This window comes from Actinacidiphila alni (assembly GCF_900112845.1).
GTDB lineage: Bacteria > Actinomycetota > Actinomycetes > Streptomycetales > Streptomycetaceae > Actinacidiphila > Actinacidiphila alni.
In genome coordinates this window covers 48,377-72,665 of the sequence record NZ_FONG01000003.1, presented here as the reverse complement: position 1 = coordinate 72,665, position 24,289 = coordinate 48,377, and the positions used below count along the sequence as shown (strand labels likewise).

Sequence of the window (24,289 nt, the reverse complement as noted above, 5' to 3'; positions counted from 1 at the left end):
CAGTCGCCGTCCGGGCGGTGCAGCAGCGTGCCGCGGGTGCGCAGCCCGGCGACGTCCTCGCGCAGCAGGGCACTCAACACGTCCCGCAGCAGGGCCTGTTCCGTCGCGTCGGCGGCCGTACGAGGGGCCGAGTCGGTCGCCGTCATGGGGTGATCTCCCAGGTCCGCCCGGCGAGGAAACTGGTGACGGCCCGCTCCACCGTGTCGTCGTCCGGGCCGATGGCGCGGACGACGCCGAGCAGGTCGCGGTTGGTGCGGTGCAGCGGGTGCCGCTCGCCGACGGCGCGCAGCGGGCGGTAGGCGAGGCGGACGCCGTCCACGGTCAGGTCGGCCGGGTCCGGCGCGGCGGTGAGGGTACCCGCCTGCCGCGCGTAGGGGTAGTCGAGCCGGGCGGCACGGCCGGTGGCGGCGGGCAGGACGGCCGGGAGAGCTTCACCCAGATGGGTTCGGAGGATGTACTCGAACAGCGGCAGGCCGAGCAGTTCGGCGAGCAGCAGGTCGCACTGGTCGCCGATGGCGCGGTAGTTGACCTCGATGATCCGCGCGCGCCCTTCGTGCAGCACGAATTCGGTGTGGCAGGCGCCGAATCCGACGCCCAGCGCGTCGAGTTGGGCCAGCACCTGGGCCACGACGGGCGCGGGGTGCGCGGGGACGAAGGTCAGCCGCTCCTCGATGAAGTACGGCGGCGGGGACAGTGTGGTGCGAAAGCCGCCCAGCACATGGCGGACCGTGCCGTCGCCGAGGGTCTCCAGGGTGAGGAGCTCACCGGGCAGGAATTCCTCCACGACCAGTGCGTCGCCCGGCCGGTTGGCGCGGATCTCCTTCGCCCGGGCCGCCAGGTCGGCCGGGTCCTCGGCGCGTACGACGTCCTCGCTCGCCACGCCCTCCCGCGGCTTGATCACGCACGGGAAGGGCACGTCGAGGCCGGCGAGCGTGTCGGCCGGGTCCCGGTCGGCGGGCAGTTCTGCCGACCACACCGTGTCGGCGCCGGTGGCGGCGAGACGGCGCCGCGTCTCGGCCTTGTCCTTGCAGCGCAGGGCTGCCCGCCAGTCCTTGCCGGGCAGCCCGAAGTAGTCGGCGGCGAGCGCCGCCTGGACCTGGAGGTGGTCGCTGTTGGTGAAGACCGCGTCCGGCGGCCGGCCCGCCGACAGCCGGGAGACGACCGCGCGGAAGTCGCGGACGTCGCACTCCTGGATCCGCACGGAGGTGTCCGCGCCGTACGCGGCCCGGTGCGCGGCCGGCTGGTCGGTGAGCAGGGTGACGTCGAGGCCGAGGCGGCGGGCGGCCGGGAGGAATCCCTCGGTGACCGAGTCGGTCGGGTTCAGAGCCAGCACATGGAGCCGCATGAGAGGGACCACTTTCCGGGCGTGCGGTCGTCGGCCGACGGTCCGCGGAGGACCGGTGGCCTGGGGTGCGACGAGCCTAAGTTAGGCATGCCTAACACTGTCAATTCACCCCGGCGCGGCGCGGATTGGGACCGGCGCACTCCGGCCAGCTGATCGACTTCTCCTATCGGCGGCCGATCCGATCATGTCCGCCGCGCACGGTCCGCCCCCGCCCCCGCCTCCGCGGGCCGCCTCCCCGTGCGGTCTTCCGCCGCCTCCCCGTGCGGTCCGCCACCGACCGCCGGCAACCCCCTGCCCGTGGCTGACGGGCCGTGAACCTCCTTACGCCATACGGGGGTTCGGGTGGCGCGACGGCCCGGGGGCCTCGTTAGCATGGACGGTGATCCACGATCTCCCCCGCGCTTCCGGCCGCCCTCGCGCGGCGACGGGAGGGAGCGGGCGGGGACCGGCCGATGACGTCGGATGGAGGTCCGGGTGGACGGATTCGCCGAGGCGATGCTGGAGCGGGTGCGCGTGGCTCAGGAGGCGGTGGCCGCCGCCCGGCGGTCGGGTGACGCGTACGCGCTGGCGGTGGCGTCCGACGAACTGGACGACGCGCTGCGGATCGCCCACGCGAACGGTGTCGCGCTGGAGGTCACCCCCGAGGGGGACGGCGGCGCGGCCGGCGGCTGAGCCATGTCCCGGCGGGGCCGGCGCGCCGTACAGTTGCGGCGGACCGGCCGTGCGCCGCGACGACGGGTACGAGGGAGGGGATCGGCATGATCACCGAACCGGAGCTGGTCGGGGAGCCCGACCCGGATCCCGCGCGCGAGGTACTCAGCGGCGCCGAGCCCGTCCCGCCGGCGCTGCGTTCGGCGCTCTCCCGGCTGCGGATGCAGCTGCCGCTGCCGCGCACCCCCGACACGTACCATCCGCGTGACCCGGGCGGTCCCGGGGACCCGCGGTCCGGTCCGCCGGGCGGCCGTCCGTGGCGTCCGCGGTCCGAGGGCCGCGGCACGCGTGTCGTGTGGACGCTGGTCGGCCTGGTCACGGCGTCCGCGGTCTGGGTCGCGGTCCTCGCCCTCACCGGCATCGGCGACCGCGACCGTCCCGATCTGCACGGTTACCGCGTCACCGGCAATCCCTGCACCATCGCGCGGCTCGAACCGCTCACCACATCGGTCGGCGACGGCTTCTACCCGAGCACACCCGTGATCACCAAGGGCCCGGGCCTGGACCATGTCTCGTGCAGCATGGCCACCGGCTCGACGGACAACACCGGCTGGGACACCTTCGACACCCTCACCCTGACCGTCGACCTCCACAAGAGGTCCGGCGTCGGCGGCGAATTCGCCGACCTCACCCATGTGCTGGTGCCGGCGCCCACGCCCGTCGACTCCGCCGACTTCGGCTTCATGTCCGATTCGCACGAGGTCACCAGGCCGCTGGACGGCATCGGCGACGAGGCGTACACGGTCTACGGCACGACCCGGCAGGCGCTCACCGTGCGGCACGGCGGGGCCGTCTTCTCGCTCAGCATCCAGGGCGTCAAGCAGTGGGACGGCGCGGGCCGCGGCCCCGTCAACACCGACGGCTCCCCGATCCGCACCGCCCCGGCCGACACCACCGCGCTGCGCCGCACCCTCGTTCCGACTATGCGCACCCTGATGGCGTCGCTCCGGCACTGATCCCCCGACTCCCCGACGCTCTCAGCTCCCCCGACTCCCCCGGCGACGCGGCCCGCTCACCCCTGGAGCGTCACCACCGTGCCCGTCGTCCTGGCGCGTTCCGCCGCCCAGACCACCCGGTGGCTGGCCAGGCTGCGTGCCGCGTCCGTGTGCAGCAGGTCCCGGTCGCCGGTGGCGACGGCCGTCAGGAAGGCGTCGGTCAGCGCCTCGTCGCCGCCGCCGTGGCCGTCCCCCGCCGAAGGGCCCGCTCCGGTCAGCGGGTCGAGCACCTGCTCGCGCCCGGTCAGGAAGTCGACGATCCGCAGCGTGCTGCCGTCGCCCTCCACGAAACCGGTGGTGCCCATCAGCCGGGTCTTGCGGTGGTCCATCGGGGTGAAGGCGCTCATGGTGAAGGAGCAGGTGGCGCCGTCGGCGAACTCCATCGACACCACCTGGTGGTCGACCACGTCGTTGTCGCAGTCGTACACGCAGCGGCCGTACGGTCCGGTCCGCAGCGCCTGGAGGACACCGGCCTCGTCGCGCGCGTCGGTGACCACCGACAGCGGCCAGGACTCCCGCCCCGGGTCGCCGAGGCAGTCCAGATAGAGGCGTTTGGCGGAGTAGGCGCAGCTCTGCTCGACCGGGCAGTCCACGCAGCACGCCGCCGCGCCCGCCGGCCGGTCCGCCGCCCTGAAGTGGGACAGGCTGCCGAAGGAGGCGACCCGGGCCGGGGCCCGGCCGAAGAGGTGCATCAGCCAGTCCACGTCGTGGCAGGACTTGGTGAGCAGCATCGGCGCCGAGGTGTCCTGCCGCCGCCAGTTGCCGCGGACGAAGGAGTGGGCCTGGTGCCACCAGCCGACCGGTTCCAGGTGCTCGACGCTGATCAGCCGGCCGATCCGGCCCTCGTCCACCACGCGCTTGAGCGCCTCGGTGTACGGCGTGTAGCGCAGCACATGGCAGACCGCGAGCAGGATGCCGTTGCGCTCGGCGGCCTCCGCGATGTCGACCGCCTCGGCCTCATTGGTGGCCATCGGCTTCTCCAGCAGGAGGTGGTGGCCGAGGTCGGCCAGGCGGACGGCCGGGTCGCGGTGCTGCCGGTCCTGGGTGGCGACGATCGCGGCGTCCGCGGTCCGGCCCGCGGCGGCCAGTTCCGCCCAGCCGGGGTACGCCCGGCCGGGTGCGACACCGAATTCGGCGACGGCCGCGGCGCGGCGGGCCGGGTCCGGTTCGGCCACCGCCGTGACGCGGCCCGCGCCGCTCGCGACGGCGTGCCGCGCGTAGGTCATTCCGCGCTGTCCGGCTCCGACCAGGGCCAGGGTCACTTCTGGCATGGGAATCCTTGTCTGTCGTGAACGGTGCGGCGGCCCCCCGCGTTTCCGGCGTACGTCGCTCGGCCGGCGCGCGCAAGGGGCCGGCGTACGCGGCGCGTCCGGTACGGGCCGCACGTTCGGTGCGGCCCGCGTATCCGGTGCGGGCCGGGCCGCACGCCGTTCGTGCGTCACCTGCCGTGCGCGGGATCAGGTACCCAGGACGGCCCGCAGCGACGGCTGGAGCGCGTCGCCGTGGGCGCGCACCATGTCGTCGCACAGCTCCCAGATCCGTTCCACCGGCAGGGACGCGGCGGTCGCCGGGTCGGTCATGGCGGCGTGCCGGATGTGCCGGGGCTCGTCCTCCAGGGCGGCGCGGACGACCAGGTCGGTGGTGCTCAGATAGGTGCGGTTCAGCGCGGCGCACTGCGCCGGGAGCGCGCCGACGCGGGTCGGCTGCACGCCCAGCCCGTCGACCAGGCACGGCACTTCGACGGTGCCCGCGGCGGGCAGGTCGTCGATGAGGCCGTGGTTGGGGACGTTGCCGTAGACGGTACGGGGGGTGCCCGTGGTGATGCTGTGGATGACCTGCGGCGCGTACTCCATGGTGCCCTCGACCGGCAGCGGCAGTCCGGCGGCGAGCGCGGCGCGGGTCTTCTCGTACGCGGCGACGTTCTCGTCCACGATGCCGAGGTACGCGCCGACCGGCAGCCGCAGCCGCTCGATCTCGCTGTCGTGGTGCAGGTACCAGGGCACGTATTCGGAGGAGTGCTCGCTGGTCTCGGTCGGGTAGTAGCCGAGCCGCCGGTACATGTCGACGCGGACCCGGCGGCGCAGTTGCGGGTCGCTCTCGATCAGCGCGTCCAGCCGCGGGTAGACGTCCTCGCCCTGGTACTCGAAGCGCAGCACCCACGCCTGGTGGTTGACGCCTGCCGCGTGGTAGGTGACCTCCTCCAGCGGCAGCCGCAGCAATTCCGCCAGGTCGTGCATCGTCCAGTACACCGAGTGGCACAGGCCCACGACCCGGGTCAGGCCGGTGGCCTGGGCCAGGTACTGCACGTTCATCGCCATCGGGTTGGTGTAGTTGAGCAGCCAGGCGTCCGGGCAGACCTCCGCGATGTCCCGGCCCAGTTCCCTCAGGACCGGGAAGGTGCGCAGGGCGCGGAAGATGCCGCCGACGCCGAGGGTGTCGCCGATGGTCTGGCGCAGCCCGTACCGCGCGGGCACCTCGAAGTCGGTGCGGGTCGCCTCCCCCATGCCGACCTGGATGATGTTGATGACGAAGTCGGCGTCCGCCAGGGCGGCGCGGCGCTCGGCGTGCGCGGTGATCCGCGGGGCCGCGCCGCGCTCGGCCGCGATGTGCTGGGCGGCGCCGTACGCGGTCTCCAGCCGTTCCGGGTCGATGTCGTGCAGCGCGATGTGCACGTCCTTCAGCTCGGGGAAGGCGAAGAGGTCGGCCAGCAGGCCCTGGGTGAAGACGACGCTGCCGGCGCCGATGAAGGCGATCTTGGTGGTGCTCATGACGGGTTCTCTCCATTGCGGGTGGTGACGACATGGCTCATGGCGTCGTCCCAGGTGGCTTGGGCGGGGGTGCCGCCGTGCGCGCGGGTGGACAGGGCGCCGCAGGCGGCGGCGAAGGCGAGGGCGTCGGCGAGCGGCAGGCCGGCGAGGGTCGCGGCGACGAATCCGGCGTCGAAGCTGTCGCCCGCGCCGACGGTGTCCACCGGGCGTACGGGGACGGCCGGTGCGTGCAGCGCGGCGCGGCCGTCGTGGGCGAGCGCGCCGTCCGCGCCGTTCTTCACCACGACCAGCGGGCCGCGCGCGGTCAGGGCACCCGCCGCCCGCTCGACGTCGGCGGGCTTCGGGTCGCCGTCCGGTACGGGCGCGCCCGGGTCGGTGCTCGCCGCGAGGGCGCACGCCTCGCGCGCGTTGGGCAGCAGGATGTCGGTGACGGGCAGCAGCGCGGCAAGTCCCCGCGGGTCCCAGGCACCGGCCGGGTCGTCGTTGGTGTCGAGGGAGGTCGTGGCGCCGTGCGCGCGGGCGGTACGGAAGAGGTCGGGCAGCGCGCCCGCCAACTGCGGCAGCAGGAAGTACGAGGCGGCGTGCACATGACGGCAGGCGCCGAGCAGTTCCGACGGTACGTCCTCGCCCCGGGTGGTGGCCAGCGTGCCGGGCGCGGTGAGGATGGCCCGGTCGTCGCCGCGGGTGAGCACGGCGGTCAGCGGGGTGGCCGCGGCCGGATCGACGCGCAGCGCGCCGGTGTCGACGCCGCGCTCGGCGAGGGCGGTCCTCACGTACCGGCCGGTGTCGTCGTCGCCGATCCGTCCGGCGATGGCGACCTTCAGACCGAGCCGGGCGGCGCCGCACGCCATGATGGCGGCCGAGCCGCCGAGGGTCAGCAGGCCGGTGGGGACGAGCTGTTCGCGCTGGCCGAAGGCGAGCGGCGCGTCCAGCGGTCCGAGGACGATGTCGGGGTTGGCGTCCCCGATGACGAGCAGGTCGAAGGTGTCCGGCATGAGCTGGCTTCCTGTGGTGGTGGTGGCGAGCAGGGGGCGACGGTCCGCGTCAGCCCTTGAGGCCGCTGGAGGTGATCGACTGGATGAAGGACTTCTGCGCGGCGAGGAAGGCCAGCAGCACCGGCAGCACGGTGAGCACATTGCCCGCCATCACCGCGGACCAGCGGGTGTGGTGCTGGCCCTGGAAGGTGGTCAGGCCCAGTTGCAGGGTGTATTGGGTGTCGTGGTTGATGGCGATCAGCGGCCAGGTGAGGTCGTTCCAGGTGCTGAGGAAGGTCAGCACCGCGACCGTGCTCAGCGCCGGGCGCGACAGCGGCAGCACGATGAGCACCAGCACGCGCAGCCGCGAGCAGCCGTCGATCCACGCGGCCTCCTCCAGTTCCCGAGGCAGCGACAGGAAGAACTGCCGCAGCAGGAACACCGCGAAGGGGGTGACCAGGGAAGGCACGATCAGCGCGCCGAGGGTGTCGATCAGGCCGAGCCGCTTCATCACCAGGAAGGTCGGGATCATGGTGAGCTGGAACGGGATCGCCATGGTGGCCAGCATCAGCACCATCAAGGTGCGCGACCCGGCGAACCGCATCCGGGCGAAGGCGTAGCCGCCGAGCGCGCCGAAGACGAGGTTGGACACGACCGCGACGACCGAGACGATCAGCGAGTTGGCGAACCAGCGCGGGAACATCGCGTTGCCCAGCACATAGCGGTAGCCGCCGAGGTCGATGTGCGAGGGCCACAGGGCGGGCGGGAAGCGGTTGATCTCGGCGTTGCTCATCACCGAGCTGATCAGCAGCCAGATCAGCGGGATCGCGAAGAGCAGCGCGAGTGGTGCGAGCAGCAGGTGCCAGCCGCTGAAGGGCAGCCGCAGGCGTCCGGTGCGGGACCGGACTCCCGGTCCGCCGGCGTCGGACGCGGAGCCGGGCGGCGCCGCGTCGGGCAGGGTGGAGGTCGCGGTCATCGGGTGGCTCCTTCCAGGCCGGCGGGCCCGCGGCGGCGCAGCAGCCGCAGGCCGACGCCGATCACCAGCAGGACGAGCGCCAGCACATAGGCCGCGGCGGCCCCGTATCCGGCGGTGAAGTTCTTGAACGCCTGCTCCCAGATGAAGTAGACGATGACGGTGGTGGAGCCGAGCGGCCCGCCCTTGGTGGTGACGTAGACCAGGTCGAAGACCTGGAGGGAGTTGATGATCTGCCAGAGCAGCAGGAAGACGTTGACCGGTGTGAGGGTCGGCAGGACGACGTGGCGCAGCAGTTGGCGGCGGCCGGCGCCGTCGAGGCGGGCGGCCTCTATGAGCGACTGCGGCACGTCCTGGAGCGCGGCGAGGTAGACCACGACGCAGAAGCCGGTGCCGCTCCACAGCGAGATCGCCACCAGCACCAGCAGGGCCTGGCCGGGGTCGGTGAGGAAGCCCTGCTGGGAGATGCCCAGCGAGTGCAGGACGGAGTTGGCCGCGCCGAACTGCGGGTCGAGGATGAAGGAGAAGAGCACGCCCTGCGCGGTCGCGGAGATGACGAACGGCACGAAGATCAGCGTGCGGTAGAGGCCGACGAGCTTGATCCTGCGGTTCAGCGCGAGGGCCAGCGCCAGGCCGAGCAGCATGCTCAGCGGCACGTACAGCGCGGTGTACTCCAGGGTGTTGCGGACGGCCTGGCTGAAGTGCGGGTCCTCCTTGAGCGCCCGGTAGTTGGCCAGGCCCACCCAGCGGCTGGGCGTGACGAGGTCGTCGGCCCGGAAGGACAGCAGCAGCGACCAGATCACCGGCACCACGCTGAGGCCGAGGATGACCAGGATGGACGGCGAGACGAACGCCCAGGCGGTGGCGGTCTCGCCGCGGGCGCGGCGGCGGCGCGCCCGCAGCTGCCTGGCGTGCTCGTAGGAGCGCTCCTGGTCGTGGTCGGACAGGGTCAGGGGTGCGGGGCGGCGCGGCGCGGCAGGTCCCGGCCGCTGCCGCGGCGCGGTTCTTGGCGTGGTCTTCGACATGGTCGTCTCCTCAACGCGGGATGAGCAGCGCGGCGTTGGCTTCGTGCGCACAGCCGCGCAGCGCCTTGGCGGGGGTGCTGCGGCCGAGCAGCACCGCGGTGATCGCCTGGCCGAGCGCCTCGGAGATCTGCGGGTAGGCGGGGTGTGCGGGGCGTACGCGGGCGGTCTCCAGCGCCTGGGTGAAGACCGACAGGCCCTCGGTACTGGCGGTCCGGTCCCGCCAGGCGCCGAGCGCCTGGGTGCTGCGGCTGAGCGGCAGGCTGCCCGCCTGGATGTCCCAGCGCACGTCCTGGGCGGGCTGGATCAGCCATTCGACGAAGGTGCGGGCGGCGGCGACGCGCGCCGAGCCGTTGTCGAAGACGGTCCAGGTGTCGGGTCCCGAGATCGTGATGGCCTTGCCGCTGTAGCTGGGCAGCGGCACCACGTGGTAGTCGACCTTGGCCTGCGCGATGTCGGGCAGCTGCCAGGGCCCGGTGACGACCATGCCCATCCGGCCGGAGAGGAAGACCTGGTACATCTGCTCGCTGCCGGGCTTGGGGTCGATGTAGACGCTCTTGTCGGCGGCGAGCCGCGCGACGGTCTCCAGGGCGCGCACCCCGGTGTCCTCGAAGCCGATGCCGTGGCCGTCGGCGGCGATCACCTCGCCGCCGAGGTCCCAGATCATCGGCCAGAGCCGCCAGACGGTGTCCTCGTCGCCGACGCCGGGCCAGCCGGTGCCGAAGGTGCCGTCGGCGTGGCTGGTGAGCTTCTTGGCGGTGGCGGTGAACTCGTCCCAGGTCCAGCCGGCTTCGGGCAGCGGCACCCCGGCCCGCGCGAAGAGCTTCTTGTTGCAGACGACGGCGAGCGAGTCGATCAGCGCGGGCGCGGCGCGCACCCGCTTGTTGACGGTGACCGCCTCGCGTGCCGGGGTCCAGAACTGCCGCCACGGGGTGGGCCCGTGCGCCACGGTCGCGGTCAGGTCGGCGACCTTGGGGCTGCGGGCGATGCTGGCCAGGTCGGAGCCGAAGATGTAGGCGATGTCCGGGTAGGAGCCGGAGGCGAGCGCGGCGGTGACCTTCTGCAGCATCGCGTCGGACAGCACGCCGCCGCCGGGGTCGACCCGGATCTTCGGGTGGGTGCGGTTGAACTCGTCCACCAGCTTCTGGATCGCGGCCCGGCCGGTGTCGGTCTGGCCGTGCCACAGCTCGACGGTGACCCGGCCGTCGGCGCCGACACCGTCTCCCCCGCCGCTGCCGCACCCGGCGAGCAGGGTGGCCGCCGCCGCGCCGGAGAGCAGTCCGGTGCCGCCGCGCAGCACGTCCCGGCGGGACGGGCGGGCGGGGCGGGCGGGTCCTGCGGGTGGCGGGGGGCCGCCGGGCATGGCGGGGCCTTCAGTCATCGGTGCCTCCGGAAGGCGGGGTGTGCTGGGCTGGACGGGGAGCGAGGGCGGGACGGCGGGTGCGCGGCCCGGTGCGCCGCCGGGGAGCGGCGGACGCACCGGGCCGCGCCCGGCGGTCAGCAGGTCTGGCGCAGGTATCCCGAGGTGCCCTTGGGCACCACGTCCAGGTCGCGGCGGACGACGCTGAGCTGGGAGCCCCAGTTCGAGCACGCCTTCTTCAGGCCCTTGGCGCTGTACTCGATGACGATCACGTGATTGCCGAACGCCGCGGTGTAGTCACCGCACTCGTTGTAGTCGGCGCACTCCTCCGCGACGGCGAAGTCCAGGCCGTTGGCGGTGCGGTCGTCCGAGAGCTGGGCGGTGTTCTTCTGGGCGATGGCGAGGTTCTTGCTGTGCGCGTGCGCGGACAGCAGCTTGATGTACGACTCGGCCTGGCCCTGGGTGAGGTAGTCGGGGAAGCGGTCGAAGGTGTCGAAATTGTCGGGCTCGACGGCCTGGAAGCCCTTGGCGGCGCAGTCGTCGATCCAGCCGTTGACCTTGTCCGCGATCCGCTGGCGCTTGCTCGCGGTGCGGATGTCGAGGACGGCCTCGTCCCAGCCGTCGTCCTTGACGACCTTGCCGTTGGAATCCCGCAGCAGCAGGTCGGAGTCCCACTCGCCCTCGGCGCCCTCCTGGGTCTGGAAGGCGTTGACGTAGCAGATGTTGTACAGGCCGGCGGCGGGCGACGCGGAGTGGTCCCGGCTGACCACGGAGACACCGGCGGGCGGGGTGTAGGGGCCCCCGATCTGGTAGTCGAAACCCGCGTGGGCCGGGGGCGGGGAGACGGACTGGGGCGCGGCCCCTGCGGAGTCGGGTGCGAGTGAGGGGACCAGTGCGATCGCGCCGACGGCTGCGGCGGCGGCCAGACATCGACGGGTTCTGACACGGTTGATGCGCATCATCGAGCTCCTGATGATGGGGGGTACGTCCCCGCCTCGGACGCTGACAGCGATCCTGGCGACTTTGTCCGGGCTTGCGGCGCTCACGGCCGCCCACCGGCTAGGCGTACCTCTGACGCCGGTGCTCAACTCCGGCGTTCGCCAGGAGTTAACCGCGCAGAATTCGTCATGTCAACAGCCCTCTTCTGCTCAATTAATGCTCACTTCTCGGGGCGAGTGCGCATTATGCTGCACGCATGCTGAGAACTGAGCGTCATGCGCGCATACTTGAGCATGTCACCGCCAGGGGCGGCATCGAGGTCCACGAGCTGTCCCGGCTGCTCGACGTCTCCACGGCCACCGTACGCCGCGACCTCCAGCACCTGAGCGGGCTGCGGCTGCTGCGCCGCACCCACGGCGGCGCCGCGGTCGGCCCGATGGACCTGGAGATGCCGCTCCAGCACCGCGCCGGGCGCAGCAGGCCGGAGAAGCAGGCGATCGCCGAGGCCGCCGCCGCCCTGGTGCCGGAGGGCGCCGTGGTCGGCATGAACGGGGGCAGCACCGTCACCGAGGTGGCCCGGCTGCTGGCCGCCCGCGGGCCGCTCACCGTGGTCACCAATGCCGTGAACATCGCCGCCGAGCTGGTGCTGCACAAGCATGTGACGCTGATCGTGATCGGCGGCAACGCCAGGAACGCCAGTTACGAACTGGTCGGCCCGATCGCCGAGAAGACGCTCGCCAGCTATCACACGGACATCGCCTTCCTCGGCGTCGACGGCATCAGCGCGGCGCACGGCTGCACCACCCACGACCAACTGGAGGCCGCCACCGACCGCGCCTTCGCCGACAACAGCGGCCGTACGGTGGTGGTCGCCGACCGGACGAAGATCGGCCGGGCCACGCTCGCCAAGATCTGCCCGCTGACCGGGATCGACGACCTGGTCACCGACGGCACCGCGCCCGACGCCGAGCTGGCCGGGATCGCCGCCGCGGGCGTGAAGGTGACGGTCGGCTGACCCGCGCGCCGGCCCGTACGGCCCGGCATGTACGACTCGGCCCGTACGGCTCAGCCCGCCGGGTCGCGTCGCACCCGCAGCGTCACGACCTCGGACTCCTCCCGCCAGTAGGCGATGTTGTGCCGGGTGATCGCCGTGTCGTTGTGCTCGGGCCAACTCCGGTCAGGCGCCGGCCCAAGCCTGGTCCGGGGCCGGGCCCTGCGAGGCGTCGCGCCCACGGGGCCGGGCCCGGTCAGACCTCGGGCGCGGCCCGGTGCAGGGCGTTGAGCGCGGCCCATTCGTCGTCGGTGAGCCGGATCGCGCCCGCCGCCACGTTCTCCACCAGGTGGTCGGGGTTGCCGGTGCCGGGGATGGCCAGCACGTGCGGGCCGCGCCGCAGCGTCCAGGCGATCCGGATCTGCGCGGCGGTCGCCCGGTGCGCGCGGGCCACCGCGAGCACCTCCTCGCTCTCCGCGGCGCCCGCGCCGGACTCCCGGCCCGCCCCGGCGATCGCGAAGAACGGCACGAAGGCGACGCCCTTGTCGCCGCACAGGTCGAGCAGCGCGTCGTCCTGGCCGGGCAGCCCGAGCGCGTACTTGTTCTGCACGCACACCACGGGCGCGATGGCGAGCGCTTCGGTGAGGTGCCGGGCCTGGACGTTGGAGATCCCCAGGTGCCGGATCAGCCCCGCCTCGCGCAGGTCGGCGAGCGCGCCGAAGTGCTCGGCGATCGAATCGGCGCCCTGATTGCGGTAGTTCACGACGTCGAGGTGGTCGCGGCCGAGCTGCCGCAGATTCTCCTCGACCTGGCCGCGCAGTTGCCCGGGGGTGGCGGGCGGCAGGAAGCCGCCCGACGGGTCGCGGCCGGGGCCGACCTTGGTGGTGATGACGAGGTCGTCGGCGTACGGCGCGAGCGCGCTGTTGATCAGTTCGTTCGCCGAGCGCAGCGCCGAGAAGTAGAAAGCTGCGGTGTCGATGTGGTTCACCCCGAGCTCGACCGCGTTCCGCAGTACGGCGATCGCCCGCTCGCGGTCGCCGGACGCGCTGCCCGCGGCGAAGGCGGTGCCCTGCTGCGGCAGCCGCATGGCGCCGAAGCCCATCCGGTTGACGGTCAGATCGCCGAGTGTCCAGGTGCCCGCGGCGTCCGCGGTGATCGTCTTGTCCGAGGTCATCGGCGGATTGTCGCACAGCCGCCGGGGCGGCCCCGCGGCGGTGTTCGCGCGGCGAAGCGGAGTCCGCCCGACGTGTCGCGCGCCACGCCCCGGTCGGCGCACGCGGTGCCTACGGGCCCTTGTGCGCGCTGGTCATACGGGGTCATAGTCGTCCTGGCAACGCGGCACGGCCCGCCCGGACCGACCGGTGGGGACCGGATCCGGCCGAAGCGGAACCCGCGGGCGCCACTGCGCACCCGCCGCGTCCCTCTCCCCGGCCGTCGGGTGACAGGACTGCAACAGTCGTTACGGGGAGCGCACCCCGCTGTGTCCGGAACGTTAGCCTTGCCCCACGTGGCGGCCGTTCGGGGCCGCGGGGGAACGGCACAGGGCTCAGGGGGGCTCATGCGAAGAGCTGGAGCGATAACCACTGCCTTCTCACTGGCAGCGGGGTCGATGATCGGTTTCACCGCGGCACAGTCCGCGAGCGCGCTCACACCGCCGGTGAGCATCACCGCGGACGACCTGCCGACCTGGCAGACCAACGGCGTGGTGTGGGCGCTGGCCCAGGCGCACGGCGTGGTCTACGCGGGTGGCACCTTCTCGGCGGTACGGCCGCCGGGCGCCGCGGCGGGCACCGGCGAGCAGCAGGCACTCAACTTCCAGGCGTTCGACGCCGCGACGGGCGCGCCGACCGCGTGCAAGCTGTCCTTCACGGTCGGCTCGGGCACCGCCACGGTGCGGGCGCTGGCCGTCTCGCCCGACCAGTCCACGCTGTACGCGGGCGGCACCTTCGGCTCGGTCAACGGCGTGCCGTCGAGCAATCTGGCGGCGATCGACATCGCCTCCTGCTCGGTGAAGTCCACCTTCAAGGTGTCGGTCTCGGCGCAGGTCCGCGGCATCACGGTGACCGACGACACCGTGTACTTCGGCGGCAACTTCACCACGGTCGCGGGCCAGACCCGGCAGCACTTCGCCGCGGTGTCGACCACCGGCGCGCTCAAGCCGTTCACGGCCAACGCCGACAAGGCGGGCAAGGCCCTGGTGGTCAGCCCGGACGGCACCAAGGTCGTCATCGGCGGTGACTTCAACACCGTCAACGGCGCCAGTTCGCACGCGCTCGCGGTGGTCAACGCCACGACCGGCGCGAATGTGAAGACCTACCCGGGCTTCATATCCGCGACGTCGACCGTGCAGACCCTCGCCGAGGACGCCACCGGTTTCTACACCGGCAACGAGGGCACCGGCGGCGGCGTCTTCGACGGCCGGATAGCGCTCAACTTCAGCGATCTCAACCAGCGGTGGCGCGACACCTGCCTGGGCGCGACACAGGCCGTCACGGTGTACAACGGCGTGCTGTACAGCGGCTCGCACGCCCACGACTGCTCCAGCATGCAGCAGTTCCCGCAGCTCAAGAACGACCGGCAGCACCTGCTCGCGGAGTCGGTGAACAATCCCAAGCCGCTCCTGAGCTGGTTCCCCGACACCGACGACGGCCCGGCGGGCACCGAGCAGATCGGCCCGCGCACCATCACCACCGCCTCCAGCGGCGGCACCGACTACATGTGGGTCGGCGGCGAATTCACCCGGATCGCCAGCAACGGCAACCGGCTCCAGCAGGGCCTGGTCCGCTTCCCGAGCGGCCCCGACACCCGTGCCCCGTCCGTGCCGCTCCAGGTCACCGCGGCCAATGTCTCCGGCAAGGTCCGGGTCAACTGGCAGGCCAGCCTCGACCTCGACGACACGACGCTGACGTACAAGATCTACCGCGACGGCACCCAGGTCGGCACGGTCAGCGGCGACTCCAAGTTCTGGATCCGGCCGACGCTGACCTTCACCGACGCCACCGCGCAGCCGGGGACGACCTACGCGTACCAGGTGACGGCCGGTGACGCGCCGGGCAACACCAGCGCCAAGTCGGCGGCGGCGAGCGTCACGACGCCCGGCACTCCGACGTCCTCGACGGTGACGCTCGACACCACCGCCGACACCTACGTCAACGCCGGTGCGCCGTCGGTGAATTACGGCACCAATCAGCAGCTCGCGGTGCGCGGCACCTCCGGGTACAACACGTATCTGCGGTTCACCCTGCCGGCCGCGCCCAGCGGCATGGTGCTCAAGGGCGCGCACCTGACGCTGCGCACCAGTTCCGACGCGATCGCCACGTCCACCGACACGCTCGATGTGCAGCACGTGACGGGGAGTTGGACGGAGACCGGGGCGACCTGGAGCAATCGTCCTGCGCTCGACCCGACGGTGCTGGGCACCCTGCCCGCGCCGAGCGCGCTGCAGACCGACTACACCGCGACGCTGACGACCTCGGCGCTGGCCGCGGGACTCGGCGGCACGTACGACCTGGCGGTGACGTCGACCGGTACGGACAACGCGTGGTTCTGGTCGAAGGACGCGCCCGGCACGTCGGGACACCCGCAGCTCGTCCTGACCTTCGGACAGCCGTGACCGGGCCGATGGCCCGGCGTGCCGTGGCCGCCGTCATGATGACGGCGGCCACGGCCGTCCTGGCCGGCTGCGGCGGTGGCGGGCACGGGGGCGAGAACCGCGCGACCGCCAGTGAGCGGCCCGCCGTCTCGGCGCCCGCGATCGGCCCGGACGGCACGGCGGAACCGACCGACACGGCGACCGGCGGCGGCAAGGACGGCGGCTCGTCCGGCTCCTCCGACACGTCCGGCTCCTCCGGCTCTTCGAAGCAGGCGACACTGCCGAAGTCCCAACTCACCCCGGCCACCGGCACGTTCACCGACCAGCAGAAGGACTACCTGGTCGGCAAGGTGCCCAAGGGCATGGACCCGGCGGCGGTCCTGCAGACCGGGCAGGAGTCCTGCGACCGGATCGCGAACACCGCGGACGCCAGCCCGAAACTGGCGAAGCAGGCCATCGCGGACGGCGAGATCGCGGACGCCAAGGACGCGATCACCTATCTCTGCCCGAAGTACAAGAGCCTGCTCAAGTAGGGCCCCCGGCGCCCTCACAGGGGCGCCCGGCCGCTCGGACCCGGGGCGGTCCGGGTATCGGAATTGGCGCGCGCCCGGTCGGCGTCGCGGCTTACGATGCCCGGGCCGTCCCCGCGCCGCGTTCCGCCCCGGCCCGCGGGCCGGCCCGTGAGAGTGAGCCGAACCTGGAGAAGCACGGGACGTGATGGTTCGTCGAGCAGACCGCCGACGCCGCGCCGCCGCCGTCCGGGGGTGTCGGCGCTGCGCCGGGTGACCGCGTCCGCGACGGCGCTCGCGGCGCACCGGCTGATCAACCGCACCGGGGCGGACTATCCGCGCGACACCTCCGTGCCCGCGCTCTTCGCGGACCTGGCGCGGCGGACCCCCGGAGCGCCCGCCGTGGAGCACGGCGACCGCACGGTCGGCTACGGCGAACTGGACCGGCTGGCCAACGGCCTCGCCCGGGAACTGCTCGCCCGCGGTCTGCGGCCGGGCGCGACCGTGGGCGTCTGCCTGGAGCGTTCGCCCGAACTGATCGTCGCGCTGCTCGCGGTCCTCAAATGCGGCGGCTGCTACCTGCCCGTCGACGCCGCCTGGCCCGGCGAACGGCTGCGCGGCCTGCTGGCGGACGCCGACTGCCGGTGGGTGCTCACCGACCGGCCCGCGGACCTGGCGGACCGGCTCGACGGCTGCCGGATCGTGCCGGTGGCCGAGGGCCGCATATCGCCCGGCGCTGCGGCGCCCGACGTCGAGGTCGCGGCCGACGCCGTCGCGTACATCAATTTCACCTCGGGTTCCACCGGCCGCCCCAAGGGGGTGCCGATCCGGCACCGCGGCATCAACCGGCTGGTGCACGGCGCCCGTTACGCCCGGCTCGGCCCGGACAGCCGCTTGCTGCACCTGGCGCCGGTCACCTTCGACGCGGCGACCTTCGAGATCTGGGGCGCGCTGCTGACCGGCGGCACCTGTGTGCTCTACCCGGATCCCCGGCTGAGCCTGTCGAAGCTGGGGCGGGTGCTGCGCGAGCGCCGGATCAATGTGCTGTTCCTGACCACCGCGCTGTTCAACTCGGTGGTCGACGAGGCACCCGACGCACTGGCCGGCGTCGGCACGGTGCTGACCGGCGGGGAGCGCGCCTCCGTGCCGCGGATGGCGGAGGCCGTCCGCCGTTACGGGCCCGGCCGGCTGGTGCATGTCTACGGGCCCACCGAGTCGACCACCTTCGCCACGTACCAGCCGGTGGACGAGCTGGCCGCCGACGCGGCCGAACTCCCCATCGGCCGACCGATCCAGAACACCCGGCTGTACGTGATCGACGACGACGCCTCGGCCGCCGGTGAGTTGTGCGAGCCGGACCGGACCGGCGAGCTGTGGCTGGCCGGTGACGGTCTGTCACCCGGCTATCTGGGCATGCCGGAACTGACCGCGGAGCTGTTCGTGGAGCGCGAGATCGACGGTGTGCGCGAACGGCTCTACCGCACCGGCGACTACGGCAGGCTGCGGGCGCGGGACAGCGCCGTCGTCTTCCACGGCCGCCGCGACGACCAGGTGAAGGTCAACGGCTACCGCATCGAACTGGGCGAGATCGCCCACCACTTGGACCGTCACCCGGCGGTCCGGCGCAGCGTCGTCACCATGAGCGCGCGCGGCGAGAAACCGGTGTGGGCCTTCGTGGTGACCGACGACCCGGCCTGCACCGTGCAGGCGCTCCGTGCCCATCTGCGCGGCCTGCTGCCCGGTTTCATGGTCCCGACCCGTATCCAGCTGTGCGACACGCTGCCGCTCACCGCCACGGGCAAGATCGACCGTGCCGCGCTGCTGGCGGCCCACGCGCGCCGCACACCGTCCGAGGAGTCCTGATGCCCGCCCCCCGTACGCCCGCCGCCGGCCAGGACGCCACTGGCCTGGATCCGACCGGCCAGGACCCGACGGGGCGGGGTGCGGAGCCCGAGCAGGAGCCGGGCGGCGAGCGTGCCGCGGTCCTGCGGGCGTCGGCCGCCGGGCTCGTCGCGGCCTTCGTCGGCTTCTCCAGCTCCTTCGCCGTCGTGCTCGAAGGATTGACGAAGGTCGGCGCGTCGCACACCGAGGCAGCGTCGGGCCTGATGGCGCTGTGCGTGGCGATGGGTGTGTGTGCCATCGTGCTGAGCCTGCGCTCCCGGCTGCCGATCAGCATCGCCTGGTCCACACCGGGCGCGGCACTGCTGGCGGGTTCGGCCGGCACGCACGGCGGATTCCCCGCGGCGGTGGGCGCGTTCCTGCTCACCGGGGTGCTGGTCGTGCTGTCGGGGCTGTGGAAACCGCTCGGCCGGTGGGTCTCGGCGATCCCCACACCGCTGGCCAACGCGATGCTCGCGGGCATCCTGCTGCCGCTGTGCCTGGCCCCGGCGCACGCGGTGAAGTCGGACCCGGCCGTCGGCCTCGGTGTCGTCCTGACCTGGGCGGTGGTCGGCAGTGTGCGCAAGCTGTACGCGGTGCCCGCCGCGGTGGTGGCGGCCGTGGTGCTGATCGCCACGACGACGCACATCGACACCGGCACGCTCGGCCCGATGTGGCCGCACCCGGTGCTGGTCGCACCGCACTTCACCGTGGCGGCGGCGGTCGGCATCGCGCTGCCGCTGTACGTGGTGACGATGGCGTCGCAGAACATCCCGGGCATCGCGGTGCTCAATGTCAACGGCTACCGGCCGGACCCGGGCCCGCTGTTCGGCTGGACCGGCGTCTTCAGCCTGCTGTCCGCGCCCTTCGGCGGGCACGCGGTGAATCTCGCGGCGATCACCGCCGCGCTGTGCGCGGGCGAGGAGGCGGGTCCCGATCCGCGCAAGCGCTACCGGGCGGCGGCGGTCGCGGGCGGCGCGTACATCCTGCTGGGCCTGGGCGCCGCGGCGGCGGTCGCCTTCGTCAACGCCTCGCCGCCCAATGTCATCGAGGCCGTCGCTGGCCTCGCCCTGCTCGGCGCGCTGGGCAACTCGCTGACCGGTGCGATGGCCGACGCCCACCACCGCGAACCCGCCGTCGTGACCCTGGTCGTCACCGTCTCGGGCGTGACCTTCTTCGGTGTCAGCGGCGCCTTCTGGGGTCTGGGCGCGGGCGGCCTTCTCTACGCCCTGCGGTACTGGCAGGACACCCGCCGGAACCGCGGCGCGGACCGGGGCGAGCAGGCGCTTCCCGCGCAGGACGTGCGTCGGGGGCGGCCCGACCCCCGATAGGTCCGGGCCGCCCCCGAAAGGACGGCACCCGCGGTGAGCGCTCACCGCACGGCGCCGCCCCTTTCTCAGCGGTAGAGCCTGATGTCGGCCAGGCTCCACCAGTTGGCCGCGGTGCCGGTCTGCGTGACCCGGACGTAGCGGGCGGTGGTCGTCCGCGGCAGGTCGACATCGGTCAGCTGGCCGGTCCCGGCGCCGGCCGCGGCCGTACGCCAGTGGGTGCCGTCGTCGCTGGTGGAGATCTGCCAGCCGCGGGCGTAGTCGCCGAGGTTGTCGCCGCTGTCGACGGCGACCCGCCGGAATTGCGTCCGCCTGCCGAGGTCCAGCTGGACGTACTGTCCCGGCGTCTGGGCGGCGCCGCTGGACCAGCGGGTCGAGCCGTCGGCGTCGATGGCGAGGTCGGCCGCGCCCTGCCCGGCGGGCTGGGAGGTGGCGCTCGCGCCCTCCAGCGGGACCTCGCGGAGCCGGCTGGTCAGGTCAGCCGACCGGGGCCATGTGAAGGTCGCCAGCGCCCCGCCGGGCAGGGAGTATGCGAAGGTGCGGTCGCCGACCGCGACGGCGAAGCTCCGCGGGTCGTCGTTCTCGTTGTGCACGACCAGGGCGGTGGAGCCGTCGGGATTGCGGAAGGCGACATCGGTCAGCTGGCCGTTCCAGCCGGTCGTGCCGTAATTGGTGCTGCCGATCCGCACGGCGCCTGGCGCCACGAATTTCGACAGGTGGCCGATGGTGGAGAACTCGGCGCTGGTGGTGACGGTGCCGTCCGGCTGGACGGTGAGCAGCGCGGTGCAGGTGTCGCAGCCGCCGTTGTGCGGGCCGCCGTCGGCGTCCAGCGCGATGTTCCAGTCGGCGACGGACTTCGCCCAGTTGCGTGTGGTGCCGACGGTGATGGTGCGCGCGTGCCACGTCAGGGTGCCGCGGAAGATCTGCGCGGGCGTGTCGGTGGCGCCGTGCGAGCCGGAGCACTCGGTGAACCAGATGCCCTTGTCGGGGTGCGCGTCGTGCAGGGCGGTCTGCGCGCTGGGGTCGCCGGAATAGCAGTGGTAGGCGGTGCCCGCGATCCACTTGGCGGCGGGGCTGTCCAGCACCTCGTACGGGTAGTCGGTCTGCGGGTCCTCGCCCAGTTCCCCCGCGGTGGCGACGTCGTCGGGGTGGGTGGTCCAGTTGTGGTCGTAGGCGAGGATCCTGGTGCGCGGACTGGCCTTGTGCAGCAGCGGCCCGAGCGCCTGGATGACCTTGACCTCGGCCTGGACCGGGAGGTCGGTGCCGGGGTACGCGTTGGGCTTGCGGTTCTGCGGTTCGTTCTGCACGGTCAGGTAGTCGACGGGGACGCCGGCCGCCGCGTACGCCTGGACGAATTTCACCAGGTAGCGGGCGTAGGCGTCGTAGATCCTCGGGTCGTCCTTGAGGTGGCCGCCGACGAGCGAGTCGCTGTCCTTCATCCAGGCCGGCGGGCTCCAGGGTGTGGCCATCACGGTGAGCCGCGGGTTGAGCCGCTTGGCCTGGCGCAGCAGCGGCAGGATCTGCGCCTGGTCGTGGGCGACGCTGAAGTGCCGCAGGCCGAAGTCGGTCTGCCCGGCGGGCATGTCGTCGTAGGTGTAGTGGGTGGCGGACGCGGTGAAGTCCGAGGAGCCGACGGGCTGCCGCAGGAAGCTGACGCCGATGCCGTCGCGCGGGTCGAAGAGCTGCCGCATCGCCGCGTCGCGCGTCCGGCTCGGCAGCCGGCTCAGTACGGCCGCGGAGGAGTCGGTGAGGGCGCCGCCGAAACCGTCCATGCGCTGGTAGGTCCGGTTCGGGTCGACGGTGATGGTGGTGAGGTCGGAAGGACCGCGGTCGAAGGCGACCGGCGCCTGCCGCTGGAGTTGCTGCGACCCGTCGGCGGTGGTCAGCCACACCTGGGCGGTGGGTGCGGGCGCCGGCCGGCCGTGGCCGGCGGGCGTGGCCGCGGCGGTGCCGGCGGCCGGTACGCAGGCAAGGCAGAGTGCGGCGGCCGTGACGGCCGCGGCACCTGTGGCACGTCTCCTCATCGTTCTCCTCGGACAGTGAATGGCTGAAACAGAATGAAACATTTTCTGGAATCCGAGCGAAAACCAACTAAGCGGCCGACGCCGTTCCCTGTCAATATCCCGCACGGATTCTGCGGACTCCCGCCGTGACCGCGGCGCGCCGGGCCGCTAAGCTGCGGTCATGAAACGAATTGCTGTAACAGGTGGCTAGGCCGCCGGGCGCCCGGGTGACGGTCCGCGCCATCGCCGCGGAGGCCGGCGTGTCCATCGCGACGGTGTCGCGGGTGATGACCGGGCGGGCCAATGTCGCCCCCGACACCCAGGCGCTGGTCCGGCGGGCGGTGGAGCGGCTGGGCGCTCCCGCCCCGGCCAGGCGCGGCGCGGCCGGCGGTGCGATCCTCGTGCGCTGCCCCTATGTGCTGACCGACTACTTCGGGGTGATCGTCTCCTCGATCGCCGAGACGCTGGATCTGCACGGCAGGCGGGTGGTGCTGAGCGCGGGCGACGCGGCGCGCGGGACACGGGTGCTGCCGGGGCTGCCCGGCGACCCGGGGATCGCGGGGGCGATCCTGATCGTGCCGCCGGAGCCGGAACGGGAGCTGGAGGCGCTGCGGGAGCAGGACTTCCCCTTCGTGGTGGTCGACCCGCGCACCCCGCTCCCCCGCGACATCGCCTCGGTGTCCGCGGCCAATCTCGCCGCCGCCCGCAGCGTCAGCGCGCATCTGGTCGACTTCGGGCACCGCAGGATCGGCGTCATCGGCGGTCCCGGTGACTGGCTGGCGAGCAAGTCCCGCCTGGCGGGCCACACCTCGGCCCTCGCGGACGCGGGCGTGCTGCCCTCCCCCGAGCTGCTGCGCAGTATCGAGCCGACCGCCGACTGGGGTTACGGCGCCGCCTGCGAGCTGCTGGACCTGCCCGAACGCCCCACCGCACTCGTCGCGTTCAACGACAAGGCGGCGGTCGGGGCGCTGCGGGCCGCGTACGAACGGGGACTTCGGGTGCCGGAGGACCTGTCGATCACCGGCTTCGACGACATCGACCTCAGCCGCAGCACGGTGCCGCGGCTGACGACGGTCCGTCAGCCGCTGGAGGAGATGGGGCGGATGGCGGTCTCGCTACTGATGCGGCTGCTGGACCGGCACACCGTGGACACCCTCCATGTGGAGCTGGCCACGCATCTGGTGATCCGCGGCTCCACCGGCCCCGCGCCCGCGCCGTAACGCCCTGCCCTGGAACGGCTCGATCTAGAACAGCTCGATGTCGTGGCCCGCGCCGCGCTCGGCCTCCGGGCGCGGTCCGAAGTAGCGACGCTCGCCCTCGCCGATGGCCAGGTCGTTGATGCTCGCCTCGCGCCGCCGCATCAGGCCGTGCTCGTCGAACTCCCACAATTCGTTGCCGTACGAGCGGAACCACTGCCCGGCCGCGTCGTGCCACTCGTACTGGAAGCGGACCGCCATCCGGTTCCCGCGGAAGCCCCACAGGCTCTTGCGCAGCACATAGTCCTGCTCGCGCTGCCACTTGGCGGTCAGGAAGGCGACGATCTCCGCCCGGCCGGTGACGAAGGTGTCGCGATTGCGCCACCGGGAGTCCTCGGTGTAGGCGAGGCTGACCTGCTCCGGGTCCCGGGTGTTCCAGGCGTCCTCGGCCGCCTGAACCTTCTGGATCGCGGTCTCGTGCGTGAAGGGCGGCAGCGGCGGCCGGGGCGCGCTCATCATACGGGTCTCCTGAACAGTGCGGTGCGGGAAGGGAGTTGCTCAAGTCTGTCGCGGGCAAAGGTCTGTGACGGCGGGTCAGACAGTGAGCGGCGGGTTGCCCGGGTACGGGACCGGGCGCGTGGCGCGCAGCCGGGTCGCGGTGCCGACGACCCGGCGCGGGGTGAAGCGGACCCGGCGGCCGGTGCCGCCGTCGTCGCCCGCGACACCGGGTCCGGTCCATTCGACCTCGGCGGTGCCGGACAGATGCAGGGCGGTGCCGGTCGGGAAGTCCACGAAGAGCAGGGCGGCGCTGCCGTCGGCGGCGATGTTGCCGAGGCTGTTGAACATGTTGTTGCCCGGATAGTCGGGCCACCAGAGCCGGTCGCCGCCCGCGCCGTCGCTCTCGACGCGTACGAAGCCGGGCGCGCCGCCCCGGTGCGAGGCGTCGGTGCCGTGCTCCGGGTGGGTGGTGCCCAGGAAGAAGGTGTCGGCCCGCGCGATCAACTGCCGCTGCCCGGCGTCGAGCCGGTCGCTCCGTACGGCGGCGGTACGGCCCCGCGCCCGTCCGTCCCCGGCCGGGCCCTGGCGGGCGTCGGTGCCCGCCCCAGCCTCCGAATCGGCCTCTGAATCGGGCTCCGCCCCAACCTCTGAATCCGGCTCGTCGAGGATGTCCACCTGGCGCCGCTGGATGTACTGCGGGCAGTTCCCGTACGCCTGGTCGGCCGCGATCGCGAAGCCGGTGGGGCCGAGGGCGACGACCGTTCCGTTGACCCGCAGCCTGCGGCGTACCGCCAGGTCGACGGCGATCAGGCCGACCTGGTCGCCCCTGAGCGGGCCGGCCGGGTCCGTGCCGGTCCCGCCGAGCGGTCCGTCCGGCGCGGGCAGCGCCAGCACGTCGAGCGTGGCGTCGTCCACGACGTCGAGGAAGCCGGGCGCGCCCAGCAGCGGCACCGTCCAGAGCCGGCCCTCGTGGTCGTGCGCGGTGAGCACCGCGAGGTCCCGGTCGCGCAGGAAGCGCCCGGCGCCGCCGGTCAGCGCGGGCGCGGACAGCATGCCGGTCAGGCGCGCGGCGGCGGCGCCGACGCCGGCCCGGCGCTGTACGGCGAGTTCGCCCTCGTGGAATCCGCTGACGACGGTCATGGCGGCCCCCTGCCCTAACGGTTGCGGATCGGTGTGTCCCGTTAGAGAGCCTGCTCCTGCCACCCCA

20 protein-coding genes are annotated in these 24,289 nt (G+C 72.8%); 8 read left to right on the top strand and 12 right to left on the bottom strand.

Annotation, left to right across the window (positions count from 1 at the left end; all coding sequences use genetic code 11):
• Positions 1 to 142: 142 nt before the first annotated feature.
• Positions 143 to 1,345, bottom strand: coding sequence for an ATP-grasp domain-containing protein (locus BM076_RS05990; RefSeq protein WP_093712326.1), 1,203 nt, complete (start codon positions 1,343 to 1,345; stop codon positions 143 to 145).
• Positions 1,346 to 1,819: 474 nt separating this feature from the next.
• Here BM076_RS05990 and BM076_RS05985 point away from each other — a divergent pair, with 474 nt between their 5' ends.
• On the top strand, positions 1,820 to 2,017 hold the full coding sequence (locus tag BM076_RS05985) for a hypothetical protein (protein WP_093712644.1): 198 nt from the start codon (positions 1,820 to 1,822) through the stop codon (positions 2,015 to 2,017).
• An 86-nt stretch (positions 2,018 to 2,103) separates the two neighbouring features.
• Complete coding sequence (locus BM076_RS05980) at positions 2,104 to 3,012, top strand: hypothetical protein (protein WP_093712325.1); 909 nt, start codon at positions 2,104 to 2,106, stop codon at positions 3,010 to 3,012.
• 56 nt (positions 3,013 to 3,068) lie between these two features.
• Here BM076_RS05980 and BM076_RS05975 read toward each other — a convergent pair whose 3' ends face one another.
• The 7 genes from BM076_RS05975 to BM076_RS05945 form a co-directional block, all read right to left on the bottom strand.
• The gene (locus tag BM076_RS05975; RefSeq protein ID WP_093712324.1) at positions 3,069 to 4,322 is read right to left on the bottom strand and encodes a Gfo/Idh/MocA family protein; all 1,254 of its coding nucleotides are present in this window, start codon (positions 4,320 to 4,322) and stop codon (positions 3,069 to 3,071) included.
• Positions 4,323 to 4,508: 186 nt separating this feature from the next.
• Positions 4,509 to 5,819 (bottom strand): alpha-glucosidase/alpha-galactosidase, encoded by a 1,311-nt coding sequence (gene melA, locus BM076_RS05970; protein WP_093712323.1) that lies wholly within the window; start codon positions 5,817 to 5,819, stop codon positions 4,509 to 4,511.
• Entirely contained in the window at positions 5,816 to 6,814 is a 999-nt protein-coding gene (locus tag BM076_RS05965; RefSeq protein ID WP_093712322.1) for a carbohydrate kinase family protein, read from the bottom strand. The genes melA and BM076_RS05965 overlap by 4 nt, the downstream gene beginning before the upstream one ends.
• Before the next feature lie 49 nt (positions 6,815 to 6,863).
• On the bottom strand, positions 6,864 to 7,769 hold the full coding sequence (locus BM076_RS05960; RefSeq protein ID WP_093712321.1) for a carbohydrate ABC transporter permease: 906 nt from the start codon (positions 7,767 to 7,769) through the stop codon (positions 6,864 to 6,866).
• Positions 7,766 to 8,791, bottom strand: a complete 1,026-nt coding sequence (locus BM076_RS05955) for a carbohydrate ABC transporter permease (RefSeq protein ID WP_093712320.1) — start codon at positions 8,789 to 8,791, stop codon at positions 7,766 to 7,768. Before BM076_RS05955 ends, BM076_RS05960 begins: the two co-directional genes overlap by 4 nt.
• A 10-nt stretch (positions 8,792 to 8,801) precedes the next feature.
• Entirely contained in the window at positions 8,802 to 10,169 is a 1,368-nt protein-coding gene (locus tag BM076_RS05950) for an ABC transporter substrate-binding protein (protein WP_245795764.1), read from the bottom strand.
• Between the two features lie 116 nt (positions 10,170 to 10,285).
• The gene (locus BM076_RS05945; protein ID WP_177246345.1) at positions 10,286 to 11,107 is read right to left on the bottom strand and encodes an endo alpha-1,4 polygalactosaminidase; all 822 of its coding nucleotides are present in this window, start codon (positions 11,105 to 11,107) and stop codon (positions 10,286 to 10,288) included.
• A gap of 236 nt (positions 11,108 to 11,343) precedes the next feature.
• On the opposite strand from BM076_RS05945, the gene BM076_RS05940 reads away from it, so the two are divergent.
• A complete protein-coding gene (locus BM076_RS05940) occupies positions 11,344 to 12,102 on the top strand; it encodes a DeoR/GlpR family DNA-binding transcription regulator (RefSeq protein WP_093712317.1) in 759 nt (252 codons plus the stop codon).
• Between the two features lie 232 nt (positions 12,103 to 12,334).
• Here BM076_RS05940 and BM076_RS05935 read toward each other — a convergent pair whose 3' ends face one another.
• Complete coding sequence (locus tag BM076_RS05935; protein ID WP_093712316.1) at positions 12,335 to 13,252, bottom strand: aldo/keto reductase; 918 nt, start codon at positions 13,250 to 13,252, stop codon at positions 12,335 to 12,337.
• Between the two features lie 384 nt (positions 13,253 to 13,636).
• Between BM076_RS05935 and BM076_RS05930 the strand changes: the two genes are divergently transcribed.
• From BM076_RS05930 to BM076_RS05915, 4 genes are all read left to right on the top strand, one after another.
• Positions 13,637 to 15,691, top strand: coding sequence for a CBM96 family carbohydrate-binding protein (locus tag BM076_RS05930; RefSeq protein WP_093712315.1), 2,055 nt, complete (start codon positions 13,637 to 13,639; stop codon positions 15,689 to 15,691).
• Positions 15,688 to 16,203: a hypothetical protein gene (locus tag BM076_RS05925; RefSeq protein ID WP_093712314.1), complete on the top strand. Its 516-nt coding sequence runs from the start codon at positions 15,688 to 15,690 to the stop codon at positions 16,201 to 16,203. Before BM076_RS05930 ends, BM076_RS05925 begins: the two co-directional genes overlap by 4 nt.
• Before the next feature lie 249 nt (positions 16,204 to 16,452).
• Positions 16,453 to 18,042 carry an amino acid adenylation domain-containing protein gene (locus BM076_RS05920; protein WP_245795761.1) on the top strand — a complete coding sequence of 530 codons (1,590 nt, stop codon included), beginning with the start codon at positions 16,453 to 16,455 and terminating at the stop codon, positions 18,040 to 18,042.
• Complete coding sequence (locus BM076_RS05915; RefSeq protein WP_093712312.1) at positions 18,042 to 19,388, top strand: benzoate/H(+) symporter BenE family transporter; 1,347 nt, start codon at positions 18,042 to 18,044, stop codon at positions 19,386 to 19,388. The genes BM076_RS05920 and BM076_RS05915 overlap by 1 nt, the downstream gene beginning before the upstream one ends.
• Positions 19,389 to 19,453: 65 nt before the next feature.
• On the opposite strand, the gene BM076_RS05910 is transcribed toward BM076_RS05915, so the two are convergent.
• Positions 19,454 to 21,409 (bottom strand): discoidin domain-containing protein, encoded by a 1,956-nt coding sequence (locus BM076_RS05910; RefSeq protein ID WP_093712311.1) that lies wholly within the window; start codon positions 21,407 to 21,409, stop codon positions 19,454 to 19,456.
• Between the two features lie 182 nt (positions 21,410 to 21,591).
• Between BM076_RS05910 and BM076_RS05905 the strand changes: the two genes are divergently transcribed.
• A complete protein-coding gene (locus BM076_RS05905) occupies positions 21,592 to 22,608 on the top strand; it encodes a LacI family DNA-binding transcriptional regulator (protein ID WP_093712310.1) in 1,017 nt (338 codons plus the stop codon).
• Between the two features lie 24 nt (positions 22,609 to 22,632).
• Here the strand turns inward: BM076_RS05905 and BM076_RS05900 are convergent, their stop codons facing one another.
• Both BM076_RS05900 and BM076_RS05895 read right to left on the bottom strand, forming a co-directional pair.
• Positions 22,633 to 23,100, bottom strand: a complete 468-nt coding sequence (locus BM076_RS05900; RefSeq protein WP_093712643.1) for a nuclear transport factor 2 family protein — start codon at positions 23,098 to 23,100, stop codon at positions 22,633 to 22,635.
• A gap of 78 nt (positions 23,101 to 23,178) precedes the next feature.
• Positions 23,179 to 24,222 (bottom strand): pyridoxamine 5'-phosphate oxidase family protein, encoded by a 1,044-nt coding sequence (locus BM076_RS05895; RefSeq protein WP_093712309.1) that lies wholly within the window; start codon positions 24,220 to 24,222, stop codon positions 23,179 to 23,181.
• Between the last annotated feature and the right edge of the window lie 67 nt (positions 24,223 to 24,289).

What these genes read in the sequence shown, in the direction of transcription:
- BM076_RS05915 (WP_093712312.1), top strand. Translation starts at nt 18,042, where the DNA reads ATGCCCGCCCCCCGTACGCCCGCCGCCGGCCAGGACGCCACTGGCCTG.
- BM076_RS05935 (WP_093712316.1), bottom strand. Translation starts at nt 13,252, where the DNA reads ATGACCTCGGACAAGACGATCACCGCGGACGCCGCGGGCACCTGGACA.
- BM076_RS05990 (WP_093712326.1), bottom strand. Translation starts at nt 1,345, where the DNA reads ATGCGGCTCCATGTGCTGGCTCTGAACCCGACCGACTCGGTCACCGAG.
- BM076_RS05975 (WP_093712324.1), bottom strand. Translation starts at nt 4,322, where the DNA reads ATGCCAGAAGTGACCCTGGCCCTGGTCGGAGCCGGACAGCGCGGAATG.
- BM076_RS05930 (WP_093712315.1), top strand. Translation starts at nt 13,637, where the DNA reads ATGCGAAGAGCTGGAGCGATAACCACTGCCTTCTCACTGGCAGCGGGG.
- BM076_RS05955 (WP_093712320.1), bottom strand. Translation starts at nt 8,791, where the DNA reads ATGTCGAAGACCACGCCAAGAACCGCGCCGCGGCAGCGGCCGGGACCT.
- BM076_RS05940 (WP_093712317.1), top strand. Translation starts at nt 11,344, where the DNA reads ATGCTGAGAACTGAGCGTCATGCGCGCATACTTGAGCATGTCACCGCC.
- BM076_RS05965 (WP_093712322.1), bottom strand. Translation starts at nt 6,814, where the DNA reads ATGCCGGACACCTTCGACCTGCTCGTCATCGGGGACGCCAACCCCGAC.
- BM076_RS05910 (WP_093712311.1), bottom strand. Translation starts at nt 21,409, where the DNA reads ATGAGGAGACGTGCCACAGGTGCCGCGGCCGTCACGGCCGCCGCACTC.
- BM076_RS05945 (WP_177246345.1), bottom strand. Translation starts at nt 11,107, where the DNA reads ATGCGCATCAACCGTGTCAGAACCCGTCGATGTCTGGCCGCCGCCGCA.
- BM076_RS05895 (WP_093712309.1), bottom strand. Translation starts at nt 24,222, where the DNA reads ATGACCGTCGTCAGCGGATTCCACGAGGGCGAACTCGCCGTACAGCGC.
- BM076_RS05960 (WP_093712321.1), bottom strand. Translation starts at nt 7,769, where the DNA reads ATGACCGCGACCTCCACCCTGCCCGACGCGGCGCCGCCCGGCTCCGCG.
- melA (WP_093712323.1), bottom strand. Translation starts at nt 5,819, where the DNA reads ATGAGCACCACCAAGATCGCCTTCATCGGCGCCGGCAGCGTCGTCTTC.
- BM076_RS05950 (WP_245795764.1), bottom strand. Translation starts at nt 10,169, where the DNA reads ATGACTGAAGGCCCCGCCATGCCCGGCGGCCCCCCGCCACCCGCAGGA.
- BM076_RS05980 (WP_093712325.1), top strand. Translation starts at nt 2,104, where the DNA reads ATGATCACCGAACCGGAGCTGGTCGGGGAGCCCGACCCGGATCCCGCG.
- BM076_RS05900 (WP_093712643.1), bottom strand. Translation starts at nt 23,100, where the DNA reads ATGAGCGCGCCCCGGCCGCCGCTGCCGCCCTTCACGCACGAGACCGCG.